This is a genomic window from Planococcus chinensis (assembly GCF_042681545.1).
GTDB classification, from domain to species: Bacteria; Bacillota; Bacilli; order Bacillales_A; family Planococcaceae; genus Planococcus; species Planococcus chinensis.
Genome location: NZ_JBHUFW010000005.1, coordinates 50374 through 63845 on the forward strand (window position 1 = coordinate 50374; position 13472 = coordinate 63845).

The window sequence follows — 13472 nt, forward strand, 5'->3', positions numbered from 1 at the left end:
AAGGAAGGGGCTGTTTGGTTCATCTAATTTGTTTTCACTTTTCTTTTTTCTCCAGAAACCGTTTCGGTTTTTCCAGAAGCCGGATCAGTTCATCAAGGAATTTGGCAGCCGGAGCGCCGTCAATGGCGCGGTGGTCCACCGTCAAGCTGAGCGGCACCCGGCGGCGGACACGCACTTTCCGGCCCTCCATCACCAAATAGTCTTCGATTTTGCCGATGCCGAGAATAGCCGTTTCCGGCGGATTGATGATTGGCGTGAAAAATTGCACAGAATAACCGCCAAGGCTTGTGACCGTAAAGGAACTGCCGGAACTTTCCTCTTTGGAGAGTTTTCCGTTGCGCGCTTTTTCAGCCAGTTCACTGAGTTTCTGATGAAGTTCGCTTGCAGTCCCTTCATTTGCCCGGGGCACGCTGGCAACGAGCAGCCCATTTTCGGTATCGATGGCGAATCCAAGGTCAACCGTCTTTTTCAACTTGATGCCGTTTTCTGAGATATGGGCATTCAATGCTGGATGGTTTTGGAGCGCATGTGCGACTGCTTTGCCAAATAAGGCAGTCCAGCCGGCGCCCTCTCCCAGCTTTTCTTTTTTCGCTTCCAATTTCGTGACATCCGCCCATGCCATCTCGGTCAGCTGTGCACTTTGCTGGAGGCTCTGCGTCATCCGGCGGGCAATCACTCCGCGTGTGCCGGTCAGCGGGATGATATTCTCGGAAGGTTCAACTCCTGCAGTTCCCTGTCCATTGCCGCCTTCCGCCTCAGCCATCCCACCCGGCGCTCCGGAATCCTCAGCCGCCGCAGCAGCTTCTACTGTTTCTGATGCTTCATCTTTTGCTGGTATTTCATCTTTTGTTGTTTTTTCATCTGTAGCTGATGTTTCATCTTTTGCAGGCGGTTTTTCTGCTGCTTTTGGCTCACCTGCTCCCGCATGGGCCCCGCGAATATCTTCTTCCGTAATTTTGCCGTTCCGTCCGGTGCCTGTGACGTTCTCCAAGCCGACGCCTAGCTCCCTCGCAAGCTTCCGCAAGCCGGGTGCTACCCGGGGCGTTTCTTGTACACTTTCTTGTGCCTTCTCTTCAGCCGGTTTTTCAATTTTTTCAACGATCTCCTGTTCTTCCGGCTTCTGGCCTTTTCGCTTCGCTGCAGGTTTCTTCCCTGTTTTTCCCTGCTCCGCTGCAGCTTCAACCAGTTTCTGCTCCTCCGGCTCCTTATCTTTCCCGTCTTCTCCGATCAGAACAAGGACTTCGCCCACTTTAGCGGATTCTCCGCGCTTCACTTTGATTTCTTTGATGACGCCATCCCTCTCTGATTCGATTTCCGTCACTTCTTTTTCCGTCTGCACTTCCAATAGCCGATCGCCTTTTTTCACGGAATCTCCTGCTGAAACAAACCAGATGACGACCAGGCTTTCATCAACGTCTTCCCTTATTTTCGGCAGCTTCATTTCAAACATCCAAACGCCTCCTGTACCCAGTTGTCATTCGTTCATCAGTTTTTTCACATGTTCATAGATCTTGTCCGCATTCGGCAGGACAAACTGCTCCATCGGGCGGCTGTAGGGAATCGGAACATCCGGATTCGCCAGCCGGCGGATCGGCGCTTCCAAATCGTAGAATACTTCTTCAGCGACAATCGCGGCCACTTCTGCCGTCATCCCGTATGATTTATAATCCTCATCCACCACAAATAGCCGGTGGGTCTTCTTGACCGATTGGATGATGGTTTCCTTATCGATGGGCGCCACCGAACGGAGGTCGATCACTTCTGCTTCAATGCCTTCTTTTGCAAGTTTCTCTGCAGCGGCAACTGCCTCATGCACCATCATCTGCAGTCCGACAATCGTCACATCCTTGCCTTCCCGCACCACTTTCGCTTTGTCGAGCGGCACAGTATAGGATTCTTCCGGTACATGGTCTACCGCTGCATCAAGCTGTTCCATCCAGCCCAGTCCCTGCAGCGATTTATGGAACATGAACAGCACCGGATTGTCATCGCGGATGGCGGAGACCATCATGCCTTTCAAGTCGTATGGATTGGAAGGCGCCACCACTTTCAAGCCGGGCATGTGGCCGAATGTCGCGTAAAGCGTTTGGGAATGCTGCGCTGCATCATTATAGCCCCCGCCGACAGCTGTCATCAGCACCATCGGCAATTTGACGTTCCCTCCGGACATGTACTGGATTTTGGCCATATGGTTGTAAATCTGGTCCATGCAGACACCGAAAAAGTCGACGAACATCAATTCGGCAACCGGGCGCATGCCTTCAGCTGCCGCTCCGATGGCTGCTCCGATAAACGCGGTTTCGGAAATCGGTGTATCCAAAACCCGGGAAGCACCGAATTTTTCGATCAGCCCTTGTGTAGAACCGAAAATGCCGCCGTATTTTCCAATATCTTCCCCCAGAACGAAAACGTTTGGATTGCGTTCCATTTCCTGGGATATGGCTTCCGCCATCGCTTTATTGCCTGTCAGCATCCGTTTTTTTGCTGTTTCCATCCTTTAATGGCCCCTTTCGTTTTTAAAATGAGAAGACATCATTCAGCGCATCTTCCGGTGCAGGGTATTCGCTGTCCCGCGCAAACTGGTAGGCTTCGTCCACTTCCTGCTTTACGCGCTTTTCAATTTTCTCGAGTTCCTTGTCCGTTGCGCCTTCCGATTCCACGAGGCTGTTCCGCAATTTCAGGATCGGGTCCTGCTCCCGAAGGCCCGGGACCTCCGCTTTGTCACGGTAAAGTTCGGGATCGCCCTGGAAATGCCCGAGGAACCGGTAGGTCTCGATTTCAATGATGGTCGGGCCTTGTCCGTTGCGGGCTCTCGCTACCGCTTCTTCCGATGCCTTGTACATCGCAATCGGATCATTGCCTTTTACATGGGCGCCTGCAATGCCGTATGCTGCAGCCCGCAGGTCATTCGTTTCCACAGCTGTCGCCGACTTTTTCGGCACGGAAATCCCGTACGAATTGTCTTCAACCACGACGATGAGCGGCAGATCCCAGACCGCCGCCAAATTCAGTGATTCGTGGAACGCCCCGGCATTCGCTGCTCCTTCGCCGATAAATGCGACAGCCACCCAGTCCTTCCCTTGCATCTTTGCCGCCAGTGCTGCACCGACTGCATGCGGAATTCCAGCGGCCACAATCCCGCCGCAGGAAAACTTCACTTCCGGGTCGAACAGGTGCATATGTCCGCCTTTCCCTTTGCCAAGCCCCGTTTTTTTCCCGAACATCTCAGCCGTCATCTTTTTCAAGTCGACGCCTTTCGCAATGGCGTGGTGATGCGGCCGGTGCGGGGCGGTCACGGTGTCGTCTTTGGTGAGATGGACGCAAATTCCGGCGGCTGCCGGTTCCTGCCCTGTCGACAAGTGCATCTCTCCCGGCACAGGACCGGCACCGATATTGAATACCGGAGTCTTCCCTTCCGTATAGACTTCTACCATCTGGTCTTCGAAATACCGGCTCTTCGCCATCATTTCATACATCCACTTCAGCTTTTCCACGGACACGGCAGGCTGTTTTTCTTCGAAAATAGTCAAAATCTCTTCCTCCTTGTCTGGTTTATTTCAGGATTCTCTGCTGCATGGGCCTCGCGCTTTTCTACTTCTAATGGTAGGTGTTTTCTGTTAATTGTCAATATTCAATTAAATATCATAGCTTTTTCTGAAATTCCGCGTTATCTTTTGAATAAAACCTTATATTCTGGTAAATTTATGATAAGATGATAGTAATCTGAATATTACGACCTTTTTCTATCAACTTTAAGGAGGGATTCATTTGCCAACCGACCGCGATTCCGTCAGCAGCCCTGAAAAGAAATCACGTTTTGCCGGACCGAAATTCCTCTTGGCTGCATGTTTGGCAGCAGCAGCAGTGTTCCATGCCCCTCCAGCGCTTGCCCACAATGACGGCGGCAGTTGGCCGGCGCATGACATGCGCACGATTGCGTGCGAAGGCGCATTTGTCAACGGCAAAGGCATTGTCAAAGCCTATACGCCGCGATACGCTACCGCTTGGAGCGGCCGCAGCACGGATACGGTTTTCTGGAATCCCATTTTATACCGGTACAACGGCAAGCAATACGTCCAATGGACCGGCGTCGGTTCATGGGACGCCTATGCCTACGTCACGCAATACGGCTTGAATCCCGATGCGAAACCCGGTTGGCGCAGCACGGCGACCGGCGCTCAGATTTCGTTCCTGAGCTTCAAGGATCTGCCGGCCGGTTCGTATAAAGTGCTGAATCAGCTCCATTGGGTCAGCACCGGAAAAACCCATAGCGAATGGGGCCCGAATGCCTGCACCATCAAATAAACCCAAAAAAGCCATCCTGCCGCAAAACGGGCAGGATGGCTTTTCCAATTAAAATTTGATGATGACGCGCGACGAATCGCCGGAAGCCAGTTTGTCGAAGCCTTCATTGATTTCATCGAGCGTAATAAAGTCGCTGATCAGTTTATCCACCGGGAGCCGGTCTTCCTGGAACAAATTCATATAGCGCGGAATGTCCCGGCTCGGCACACAACTGCCTAGGTACGAGCCTTTAAGCGTCCGCTCCTCAGCAGTCAGCGTGACATACGGAAACGAGAACTGTGCTTCCGGATGCGGCAGGCCGGTTGTCACGGTCGTCCCGCCGCGTTTGGTGATGCCGTAAGCCACTTCCATTGCCGGAGCAGCCCCGGCCGTCTCGAATGCGAAATCCAGGCCGCCTCCCGTCGCCTCCCGGATTTTCGCGACCACGTCCTGATCGCGCGAATCAAAGACGTCGGTCGCGCCGAGTTCTTTCGCCTGCTTCAATTTATGTTCATTGATGTCCACTGCAACGACGCGGCTCGCCCCTGCCGCCAGCGCGCCAAGAAGGGCGCTAAGCCCAATTCCGCCAAGGCCGACAATTGCTACTGTGCTCCCGAGCTTGACGCCGGCGGTATTGACGACCGCCCCAACACCCGTAATCACTGCACAGCCGAACAGCGCCGCTTTTTCAAACGGGATGTCCTTGCTGAATTTCACCACCGAGTTGCGCGAGACGACTACGTATTCCGAAAATGCGGATACGCCGACGTGGTGGTTCACGTCTTCGTCCCCGGCATGCAAGCGGCGTTCGCCGCCAAGCAAGGTTCCGGCTGTATTACTGACAGCCCCCGGCTCACAAAGGGCCGGCCGGCCTTCCCGGCAAGGGCCGCACTGGCCGCAGCTCGGCACGAAGACACACGCCACATAATCTCCGACTTCGAGGTCCAACACCCCTTCACCAATTTCCATGACGATGCCGGCCGCTTCATGGCCAAGCGCCATCGGCATCGGCCGCGGACGGCTTCCATTGATGACGGACAAGTCGGAATGGCAGAGGCTTGCTGCTTTGATCTGGACGAGCACCTCTCCCGGTCCAGGTGAATCCAATTCCAATGTTTCAATTTTAATCGGCTGGCTTTCTGCATAAGGCGTCACTGCGCCCATTTCCCGCAGTACGGCTGATTTCACTTTCATTCGGCACTCTCCTTTGTTTTTTCGTTCAATATAATTTGATCCCGATAAATTTGAGGTCGGTCATGCTCTCGATGGAATATTTGACGCCTTCCTTGCCGATGCCGCTGCTTTTTACGCCGCCGTATGGGATGTGGTCATAGCGCCGTACGGAAACTTCGTTGATCCAGACGCCTCCCGTATCAATGGCATCGGCCATGCGCATCGCCCGGTTGATGTCTGCGGTAAAGACGCCGGCATGGAGGCCGAAATCGGTATCATTGGCGTGGGCGACGACTTCCTCTTCTGTAGAGAACGGCATGACGCTGACGATCGGCGCGAATACTTCTACGCATACGACTTTCATTTCAGCAGTAGCGTCCGCCACGACTGTCGGTTGGAGCATCGAACCTTTCCGCTCGCCGCCTGTCAAGACGGTTGCGCCTTGCTGTTTCGCTTCCTGGATCCACGATTCTGCCCGTTCCGCTGCCTCTTCAGTGATCATCGGACCCATATCCGTCGATTCTTCCAATGGATCACCGGTTTTCAACGCGCTGACTTTCGCCACCAGTTTGTCGAGAAACGGCTGGTATACCGATTCATGCACGTAAATGCGTTGAGCGGAAACGCAAGCTTGGCCGGCATACGTGAAGCCGCCCAAGACGATAGAATTGGCTGCCAGTTCCAAATCCGCATCTTCAAATATGATATTGGGTGCGTTCGATCCGAGTTCAAGCGTCACTTTTTTCCTTTTTGCCATATCATGAATTTTCCAACCGACAGCGCCGCTTCCGGTAAACGTCACTTTTTTGACTTTCGGGTGGATGACGAGCGGTTCGACAAGCTCCTTGCCGGGGCCCATGACAATATTCAATGCGCCTTTCGGCAAGCCCGCCTCTTCGAATAATTGGTGAAGCAGTACCGGTGTGAATGGTGTTTTTTCTGCCGGCTTCAAGACGATTGTATTGCCGACAGCCAGCGCAGGGGCGACTTTATGGAGCACCAGATTCAACGGGAAATTGAACGGGGTAATCGCTGCGACCACCCCGAGCGGCACACGTTTCGCGATTCCGATTTGGTTCTCGCCGCCGATGGCGCTGTCGAGGGGAATGGTTTCCCCGTAGATGGCTTTCGCCCCTTCCGAAGCGAAGCGCAGCACCTGGACCGCCCGAAGCACTTCCCCTCTCGCTTCTTTGATCGGCTTGCCCGCTTCTAGTGCAAGCACCTGGGCAAATTCATCCGAACGCCCCTCGAGCAGGTCAGCTGTTTTCCGCAAAATCTCCGAACGTTTGTGCGCCGGCATTCCTTTCATCGTGTCTTCATATGCCCTGTGCGCACTTTCGACCGCGGCTTTCACATCTTCCGGCGTCGCGCAAGAAATCTTTCCGATCACTTCATTGTTATAAGGATTGAAGACCTCGAGATCTTTATGGCCGTCTTTTTCCAAGGGCGTTCCGTCGATGATTGAACTGAAATGATAATTCAATGTATTCAACATCTGCTGATCCTCCTATTGGGTTTCATGGTCTCTCCATGACGATGGATGCCCGTGTCACTTCCCGCGCTGCAGACTTGTCGAGTGCCAGCTTGATCTCATCAATCGAGAATTCCGCGTCCATCATGTCATCAAACGGATATTTCCCTTGGGTATCGGACAGAAACTTCAGCGCTTTATAAAGATACCAAGGGTTATAGCGGACAACCGGAATGATCTGGATCGATTTGCGCGTCAGGAGCCCTGGATCAAATTCGACCATTTTCCCTGGAGTGATGTTGCCGATTGTGACGTATTTTCCGCCGGGGCGGATAAGATGGATGCCTTCTGCAAAAGCTGCCGGCACGCCTGTCACTTCCATTGCCATATCGGCGCCGATGCCTCCGGTCAAATCCAGAACCGCCTGGGCGCGCTCTGCCGTCGACCCGTAGTCATTCATGTTCAGCACATGGTCCGCCCCGAACTGCTCTGCTTGCTTCAGCCGGCCCTCCACTCCGTCAATCGCGATGACCGTCGCGCCTTTTTCTTTGGCAACCGCAATTGCATTCAGCCCAAGGCCGCCGGCTCCCTGGATGACAATGGTCTGCCCGTAAGTGACCCCGCTTTTGTCCAGCCCGAAATAAACTTGGGACAATGCACAGTTCGCACTGGCAGCGGAGGCTTCCGACACATTATCCGGCACTTTGTAGAAATACTGGTCTGGGTGAATGTAATAATGCGAAGCGAAGGTTCCATGGAAATGAGGGCTTTCTTCCGGAGCTTGGTTCCAAAAATCGTACGCGTGTTCACAAAGATGGAAATGCCCTTCCCGGCAGGCGGCGCATTTTCGGCAGGTAATATAGTAAGCCGATACGATCCGATCTCCTTTTTTGATCGGTTCGCCTGCAAAATCGGTGTCCACCCCTTCGCCAAGCGAATGGACTTCCCCGATCATCTCGTGCCCGAGCACGCCCTTTTTCTTTGTCGGATGCTGCCCTCTCCAGATATGCAATTCCGATCCGCAAATATTGGACCGCAGCACTTTTAGCAGGACCGCTCCCGGCCCGGGCTTCGGCAAATCATATTCCCGGTAACTGAGTTTTTCAGGTTCATCCATGACAGCGACGCGGCCTTTCTCCATTGCTGGTTCGTTGGACATTGCTTCACGCTCCCTCGGTCTATTGTCAATTCTCCTCCATTATACTTAACCATATTTTTGAAAACAATATATTTTCTGATTTATCAGATATACATCGGTTTATTTCCACATAAAAACCGCTATGGCATCAGCTGACTCCATAGCGGCCTTTCTCTTATTCGTTTTCAAGTTGGCGGATCGCTTCTTCGAGCTTCGTTCGCTCTTCGCCGGCGATTTCCGGGAAGCTCGGATTGATTTTTCCGAGTACATCGGCCATCACTTCTGCTACGATATAGCGTGAATGCCATTCATTGTCTGCCGGCAATACATACCAAGGGGCATAATCCTGGGAAGTGTTGTTCAGCATGTCTTCAAAAATATCCTGGTAGCCGTCCCAATACTCGCGTTCCCGGACATCATTGAAGGAGAACTCCCAATTCTTCGCCGGGTCCTTCATCCGCTCGAGCAGGCGCCGTTTCTGTTCTTCTTTCGACATATTGAAAAAGAACTTGACGACAGGAAAGCCGTTTTCTACAAGATAGCGTTCGAAATCATTGATCTGCCGGTAGCGGGCTTTCCAGATATCTTCATCGATCAGCTCATCCGGGAGGGGCGTTTCGCCCAACAGGTCATGCACCCGCGGCGCAATCACTTCCTCATAATAGGAGCGGTTGAAAATGCCGATTTGGCCCCGCGCCGGCAGCCCTTCCCTGAAACGCCAAAGGTAGTCGTGCTTCAGGTCATTTTCAGACGGCTTTTTGAACTGCGATACTTTGATGCCCTGCGCAGTGAGATTCGAAAAAATATACGTGATCGCTTCGTCCTTGCCGGCAGCGTCCATCGCCTGCAGGACAACGACCACCCCTTTTTCCTCTTCGGCATGGAGCTTCAGGTGCAGCTCTTTCATTTTTTCAATGGTTTCCGGAATGCGCTTTTCTCGCAGCTCTTCATCGCTGAAGCGCTCTTCTTCGGAAGTCGGGTACTTGGACAATTCCACTTTCTCATCCGGTTTCACTCTGTATTTTTCAATATCCATCTTCATCCTCCTCGGATAGCTTTTGTCATATGTACAGCCTTCCTATTTAAATACCCGGGCGAGAAATAGCGAAACGAAAAATACCATTGAATCGGCCGATTCAATGGTTTTGCTGTCTTTAATTTGCCATATTCCGCGTCTCCAAAAAAGACGCCGTTTCTGTATCCGTCATATAATAGTTATGCAATGCCAACAATTTCTTTTTCAAATCGTCGGCCAACCGGCTGGCATCATAGGCACAGACTGAAAAGCCGTTCGTTTCCGAAACCAGCTTTTCCAAAGCGGTTTCATAAGCTGCAATTTCCTGTGCGATGTCCTGGTCGTCTCCCCATTCGATGTGCCCCCAAGTGCGCACGTGGCCATCCGTCCCTTGGAATCCACCGGTTATCTCGATGAAATGAGCCAAAATGGTTTCCGGATGGAAACTTCTGTTTTTCCAGTAGAAAGTGAAGTTGTCCACGTAATGGACTTGCTCCAATTGTTCAGCGGTCAGCCGTTCTTCAAGCTGCTGGCGCACCATCGGATAAATTCTCATGTTTTCGACAAACATCACTTGATCGCCTGCAAGAATTCCCTGTTCGACAAATGCCACTGCTTTTTCGATGTATTTATCCAATTGTCTCGAGCAATAAAAGATATGCATTCCTTCTTTTTGCTGCTGAATGGCTGTTTCCTGCCTAAGATCTCCAGTCAATGTAAATTCCTCCTAAGCGCTCGCTGTTCGGAGCCGGTTACAGCGCTTCTGCTTCAAATACTTGTCCTCTACTATATCTGTAAAGGAAGATAAAAGAAAATATTTGGCCATGCCGAAAAAAATGGCAGCGTTCCCTTTGGTCCATCGCCATGCCCTTGCATATGGGACAGGACAATGGCACAATAATTGAAAACCTCTCCTGTCCTCGCGAAACGATTGAGGAGGCAAGGTTTTCAGGAAAAGGATGGAGCTATATGCTCACTTGCCTGAAAGTGTTTCTTGAATACGGGGCCGCACGTGTAAAATGACAAACCGGGAGGGATTATAGATGAATGGCTCTAAGAGCAATTTGCCTGAAGGGCTCGGCAAGCCGGCAGAGCGGGCATTGATTGCAGCCGGATACATGCAGCTGCAAGATCTTACCCAAGCCAGCAAGAAAGACCTTTTGAAATTGCATGGCTTCGGCCCGAAAGCGCTCCGCATTTTGGATGCTGCATTAAAAGAGCAAGGGCTGTCCTTTAGCGCCGATCACCCAACTCCCCGAAAGGAGCAAGGATGATGGCACGCCGTCCACCTCCCGAAAAGAAAAACCAGCTTATATACACGCAGCAGCATTTGGCCAACGAGCGCACCTACTTGGCCTGGATCCGGACCGGCATCTCCATCGTCGGTGTCGGCTTTCTAGCGACCAGCCTGCATTTCACCATGGGCTCCACCCGCAACCAATTCGTCGATGTCTTTACAATCGCCTTGGGCATTTTCGCTTGCCTCTTCGGGCTCATCATCATTTTCACATCTACACAAAATTACAAGAAAAAACGGCAGCAAATCATCAACGAAACGTTCTATCCATCCAATATGCACATCACGCTTATTTCATCGATGCTTGCTGTCGTAATCGTCATGGTCATCATTTATTTCTTCATGATCATGTAGCAGAGGAGGACCTGCCATGGACCCGTTATATATTCTGGAAAATATGGATAAAGTGAAACCCGCATTCCAGCCGATTATCAGTGCTGTCAACCATTCCATCAGCGGCTATGAAGTGCTCGGCCGGTTTGATGAAGGCGGCGAACTGAAGAGCCTCGGGGAATTCTTCCACGACGTTGACGTCCCCGATGATTTCAAGGCGGAAGTGGACCGGCATCTTCTCGAGTCGGCGATTGCAACGATGATCGAAACCGGCGCACCCGGATCGCTCTTCATCAACCGCAACGCCAAACAGCTTATGGTGAACAACGGAGAAGATCTGCTCCATACATTGCATGCATTCAAGGAGAAGGGATTTCCGATGGAGCGGATCGTCCTGGAAATCACGGAGCATGATTTCGACGAAGACTTCGACGTCCTCAGCCACCTGCTCCGCTACTACAAAACGTATGGCATCCAAATTGCCGTCGACCACGTGGGTGCCAAAAGCTCCAATATCGACCGCATCCGCCAGCTGCAGCCGCACATCCTGAAAATCGACACCAGCATCACACGCAACAACCAAACTGACATCTACGAGGATGTCATCTATTCACTGGCGCTTCTCGCCCGGCGGATCGGCGCGAAGCTGGCCTATGAAAACATCGAAGACAAACATCAGCTTTACTTTGCTTGGAAACATGGCGGCCATTATTATCAGGGATTTTATTTGGCAAGACCGCAGGCCGCTCCCGTACCGTCTGATTCAGTCGCGGTCAACGTCCGGGAAAATGTCCAGGAATTTGTCCGCCGCGAAAAGGAGCTTGTTGAAGGCCGCTACACGTTCGCCCGGCTTTGCGAAGAAAAAGTGAAAAAGCTACAACCGACCTGGCAAGGGCCAGAACAGGCGGATGCATTCATCGCGACACTTACTGAGCCATTCGATGAAGAAAGTTTCCGGATGTACATATGCCGGAGCGACGGCGAACAAGTTTCCTCGAACTTCCGGAAGCGGGGGGAGCAATGGGAAATTGAACCGCTTGTCAAAGGCGCCAATTGGTCGTTCCGCCCGTATTTTCTGGAAAACATCATGCACATGAAGACATGGCACCGCGGCATGCTGTCCGATACTTATTCCGATATCGAAACAGGCGAAACCGTCCGCACGTTCAGCTACCCGTTGTCGGATGAATATTTTCTATACATCGACATCGGCTATTCCTTTATTTTCGAAAACGACTTTCTTTTCATGCAGTAAATCCTGAAATCTGGCACAGCATAAGCTCTGGCCCATCCAGTTATTAACTGCAATAATCGACATCCTCCAAAATAGACCAATTTTCCAAACCCATTTGGCTAACCGTTTAAACCACCAACCAACACCTAAGTTCACAGGTTTTCGAGCCTGCGAACTTAGGTGTTTTTTATTGCAATATAAACGGATGCAGCCTGCAAGTGATGCCCTTTTGCTCCGTACAAAAGTTTGAATTTTCACCTATCGGGTAACAGGGTGTATGGAGACTTTTTAAACGAGGAGGAATTAAGATGGAAAAAAATAATCGTGATGATGCGTTCCGAAAGGATCGGCAAGATACTCAACAATCCCAGACGTCGGATTCAGGTCCAGCCAGAGATGCGGGAAAAGAAGCACAACGGGAAGGCGTACTTCGAGAAAGAGGCACTTCTGACACACACAACACTAGTTCGAATGAGCCTTACCTTGCAGATGGTGACACCACCATCCGAAAAAAAGACCCGGGACGTTCAGCAGACTGGCGGGAATCAGAAGAGCCAAACCCGAGCAGAGAAACGGGCGGTTGGCAAAAAAGCAATGATTTTGATGACACCATCCGGGAACCAGAGGGAACCTTTACAACCGGGGAACGCGGAAACGTTATAAACAGCGCAACTTGGGATCCAGACAGCCACGCAAGTGAAGAAGGTGTGGAGCACGTCGATGTGAATGATTACGACCCAACCGGTTCCCCTTTAAACAAAACGAAGAACCAACAGAACAAGCTTGATGAAAATCGTATTCAAAAGGATAAGTAACTAGAGGAAAGTACGTGTTGGAGAAACGCCATTGTATCGGCGTCCGACCGAACAACGAAAGCCGAAGGATGAACCCATCCTTCGGCTTTTTTTATATGATAGTTTGTCAAATTGAGTGGAACCCTTTTTGTTAAATAGAAATTGGCCGCTAATTAAGGTTCTAATTAGCGGCCAATTTGGTTTTTTTAAGATTCAAAACTGAAAGGCTCAGGATCCATTCCCGGCCTGCTTTTCACTTTTATTCGTTCGGATAATTGCGTTTGATGTCGTTCAGCCGTTCGAGCTGCCATTGGCGTTCCGCTTCTACTGCCGCTTCGTCGAAACCTGAAGCGATGGCCGCCGCTTTTGCCGCATAGGTGGATGCATGGATGGCATGACCCGCCAAATGGGCAGTCGATACTGCTTGCCCGGCTGCCCTTGCAGCTGCTATAGCTGATTCATCCTGCGTTTCCCTTGCTGCTGCGTGCGTAGCGAAAGCCGATTTTCTGGCATCCCTGACCCCGATATCGCCTTTTAGCCAATTGCGTGCCGCATCGATCGCGTTTCGCGGCCGGTCATCGTTCGGATATTTTTCTTCGTACAAAGGCAACGTGCGCTCCGCACAGTCTGCTGCCCAGCGGACTGCCTGAAGATGGCCGATTGTTTCCAGCATTTCTTCGATGGTTGCTTTCGTTTCTGTGTCTGTGAAATTCTGCTCCGACATATCCATTCC

Annotated in this window: 14 protein-coding genes; 5 read left to right on the top strand and 9 right to left on the bottom strand. The window is 51.6% G+C overall.

What is annotated here, in order from left to right; genetic code table 11:
• Positions 1–34: 34 nt before the first annotated feature.
• The 3 genes from ACFSDB_RS07860 to ACFSDB_RS07870 are packed head-to-tail and all read right to left on the bottom strand — an operon-like array spanning position 35 to position 3476.
• Positions 35–1450 carry a dihydrolipoamide acetyltransferase family protein gene (locus tag ACFSDB_RS07860; protein ID WP_204891754.1) on the bottom strand — a complete coding sequence of 472 codons (1416 nt, stop codon included), beginning with the start codon at positions 1448–1450 and terminating at the stop codon, positions 35–37.
• A 24-nt stretch (positions 1451–1474) separates the two neighbouring features.
• Positions 1475–2494, bottom strand: a complete 1020-nt coding sequence (locus tag ACFSDB_RS07865) for an alpha-ketoacid dehydrogenase subunit beta (RefSeq protein ID WP_204891755.1) — start codon at positions 2492–2494, stop codon at positions 1475–1477.
• Positions 2495–2516: 22 nt separating this feature from the next.
• On the bottom strand, positions 2517–3476 hold the full coding sequence (locus tag ACFSDB_RS07870) for a thiamine pyrophosphate-dependent dehydrogenase E1 component subunit alpha (RefSeq protein WP_204892133.1): 960 nt from the start codon (positions 3474–3476) through the stop codon (positions 2517–2519).
• Between the two features lie 292 nt (positions 3477–3768).
• Here ACFSDB_RS07870 and ACFSDB_RS07875 point away from each other — a divergent pair, with 292 nt between their 5' ends.
• The gene (locus tag ACFSDB_RS07875; RefSeq protein WP_204891756.1) at positions 3769–4305 is read left to right on the top strand and encodes a hypothetical protein; all 537 of its coding nucleotides are present in this window, start codon (positions 3769–3771) and stop codon (positions 4303–4305) included.
• A gap of 48 nt (positions 4306–4353) precedes the next feature.
• On the opposite strand, the gene ACFSDB_RS07880 is transcribed toward ACFSDB_RS07875, so the two are convergent.
• From ACFSDB_RS07880 to ACFSDB_RS07900, 5 genes are all read right to left on the bottom strand, one after another.
• Positions 4354–5478: a zinc-dependent alcohol dehydrogenase family protein gene (locus ACFSDB_RS07880; RefSeq protein ID WP_204891757.1), complete on the bottom strand. Its 1125-nt coding sequence runs from the start codon at positions 5476–5478 to the stop codon at positions 4354–4356.
• Between the two features lie 25 nt (positions 5479–5503).
• Positions 5504–6952 (bottom strand): aldehyde dehydrogenase family protein, encoded by a 1449-nt coding sequence (locus tag ACFSDB_RS07885; protein WP_204891758.1) that lies wholly within the window; start codon positions 6950–6952, stop codon positions 5504–5506.
• Positions 6953–6974: 22 nt separating this feature from the next.
• On the bottom strand, positions 6975–8087 hold the full coding sequence (locus tag ACFSDB_RS07890) for a zinc-binding dehydrogenase (RefSeq protein ID WP_204891759.1): 1113 nt from the start codon (positions 8085–8087) through the stop codon (positions 6975–6977).
• Between the two features lie 154 nt (positions 8088–8241).
• Positions 8242–9102: a PPK2 family polyphosphate kinase gene (locus ACFSDB_RS07895; protein WP_204891760.1), complete on the bottom strand. Its 861-nt coding sequence runs from the start codon at positions 9100–9102 to the stop codon at positions 8242–8244.
• Positions 9103–9220: 118 nt separating this feature from the next.
• A complete protein-coding gene (locus ACFSDB_RS07900) occupies positions 9221–9796 on the bottom strand; it encodes an MEDS domain-containing protein (protein ID WP_204891761.1) in 576 nt (191 codons plus the stop codon).
• A 328-nt stretch (positions 9797–10124) separates the two neighbouring features.
• On the opposite strand from ACFSDB_RS07900, the gene ACFSDB_RS07905 reads away from it, so the two are divergent.
• The 4 genes from ACFSDB_RS07905 to ACFSDB_RS07920 all read left to right on the top strand — a co-directional run bounded on the left by ACFSDB_RS07905 (position 10125) and on the right by ACFSDB_RS07920 (position 12760).
• A complete protein-coding gene (locus ACFSDB_RS07905) occupies positions 10125–10355 on the top strand; it encodes a helix-hairpin-helix domain-containing protein (RefSeq protein ID WP_204891762.1) in 231 nt (76 codons plus the stop codon).
• Positions 10355–10732 carry a YidH family protein gene (locus ACFSDB_RS07910; protein ID WP_204891763.1) on the top strand — a complete coding sequence of 126 codons (378 nt, stop codon included), beginning with the start codon at positions 10355–10357 and terminating at the stop codon, positions 10730–10732. The genes ACFSDB_RS07905 and ACFSDB_RS07910 overlap by 1 nt, the downstream gene beginning before the upstream one ends.
• 16 nt (positions 10733–10748) lie before the next feature.
• Positions 10749–11966 carry an EAL domain-containing protein gene (locus ACFSDB_RS07915; protein ID WP_204891764.1) on the top strand — a complete coding sequence of 406 codons (1218 nt, stop codon included), beginning with the start codon at positions 10749–10751 and terminating at the stop codon, positions 11964–11966.
• A 287-nt stretch (positions 11967–12253) separates the two neighbouring features.
• Positions 12254–12760 carry a hypothetical protein gene (locus ACFSDB_RS07920; protein WP_204891765.1) on the top strand — a complete coding sequence of 169 codons (507 nt, stop codon included), beginning with the start codon at positions 12254–12256 and terminating at the stop codon, positions 12758–12760.
• 238 nt (positions 12761–12998) lie between these two features.
• On the opposite strand, the gene ACFSDB_RS07925 is transcribed toward ACFSDB_RS07920, so the two are convergent.
• Complete coding sequence (locus ACFSDB_RS07925; RefSeq protein WP_204891766.1) at positions 12999–13463, bottom strand: putative immunity protein; 465 nt, start codon at positions 13461–13463, stop codon at positions 12999–13001.
• Between the last annotated feature and the right edge of the window lie 9 nt (positions 13464–13472).

Excerpts from the sequence above, each read along its gene's own strand:
- ACFSDB_RS07890 (WP_204891759.1), bottom strand. The coding sequence starts at position 8,087 with ATGTCCAACGAACCAGCAATGGAGAAAGGCCGCGTCGCTGTCATGGAT.
- ACFSDB_RS07925 (WP_204891766.1), bottom strand. The coding sequence starts at position 13,463 with ATGTCGGAGCAGAATTTCACAGACACAGAAACGAAAGCAACCATCGAA.
- ACFSDB_RS07885 (WP_204891758.1), bottom strand. The coding sequence starts at position 6,952 with ATGTTGAATACATTGAATTATCATTTCAGTTCAATCATCGACGGAACG.
- ACFSDB_RS07895 (WP_204891760.1), bottom strand. The coding sequence starts at position 9,102 with ATGGATATTGAAAAATACAGAGTGAAACCGGATGAGAAAGTGGAATTG.
- ACFSDB_RS07920 (WP_204891765.1), top strand. The coding sequence starts at position 12,254 with ATGGAAAAAAATAATCGTGATGATGCGTTCCGAAAGGATCGGCAAGAT.
- ACFSDB_RS07870 (WP_204892133.1), bottom strand. The coding sequence starts at position 3,476 with ATGTATGAAATGATGGCGAAGAGCCGGTATTTCGAAGACCAGATGGTA.
- ACFSDB_RS07905 (WP_204891762.1), top strand. The coding sequence starts at position 10,125 with ATGAATGGCTCTAAGAGCAATTTGCCTGAAGGGCTCGGCAAGCCGGCA.
- ACFSDB_RS07910 (WP_204891763.1), top strand. The coding sequence starts at position 10,355 with ATGGCACGCCGTCCACCTCCCGAAAAGAAAAACCAGCTTATATACACG.
- ACFSDB_RS07880 (WP_204891757.1), bottom strand. The coding sequence starts at position 5,478 with ATGAAAGTGAAATCAGCCGTACTGCGGGAAATGGGCGCAGTGACGCCT.
- ACFSDB_RS07865 (WP_204891755.1), bottom strand. The coding sequence starts at position 2,494 with ATGGAAACAGCAAAAAAACGGATGCTGACAGGCAATAAAGCGATGGCG.
- ACFSDB_RS07915 (WP_204891764.1), top strand. The coding sequence starts at position 10,749 with ATGGACCCGTTATATATTCTGGAAAATATGGATAAAGTGAAACCCGCA.
- ACFSDB_RS07860 (WP_204891754.1), bottom strand. The coding sequence starts at position 1,450 with ATGTTTGAAATGAAGCTGCCGAAAATAAGGGAAGACGTTGATGAAAGC.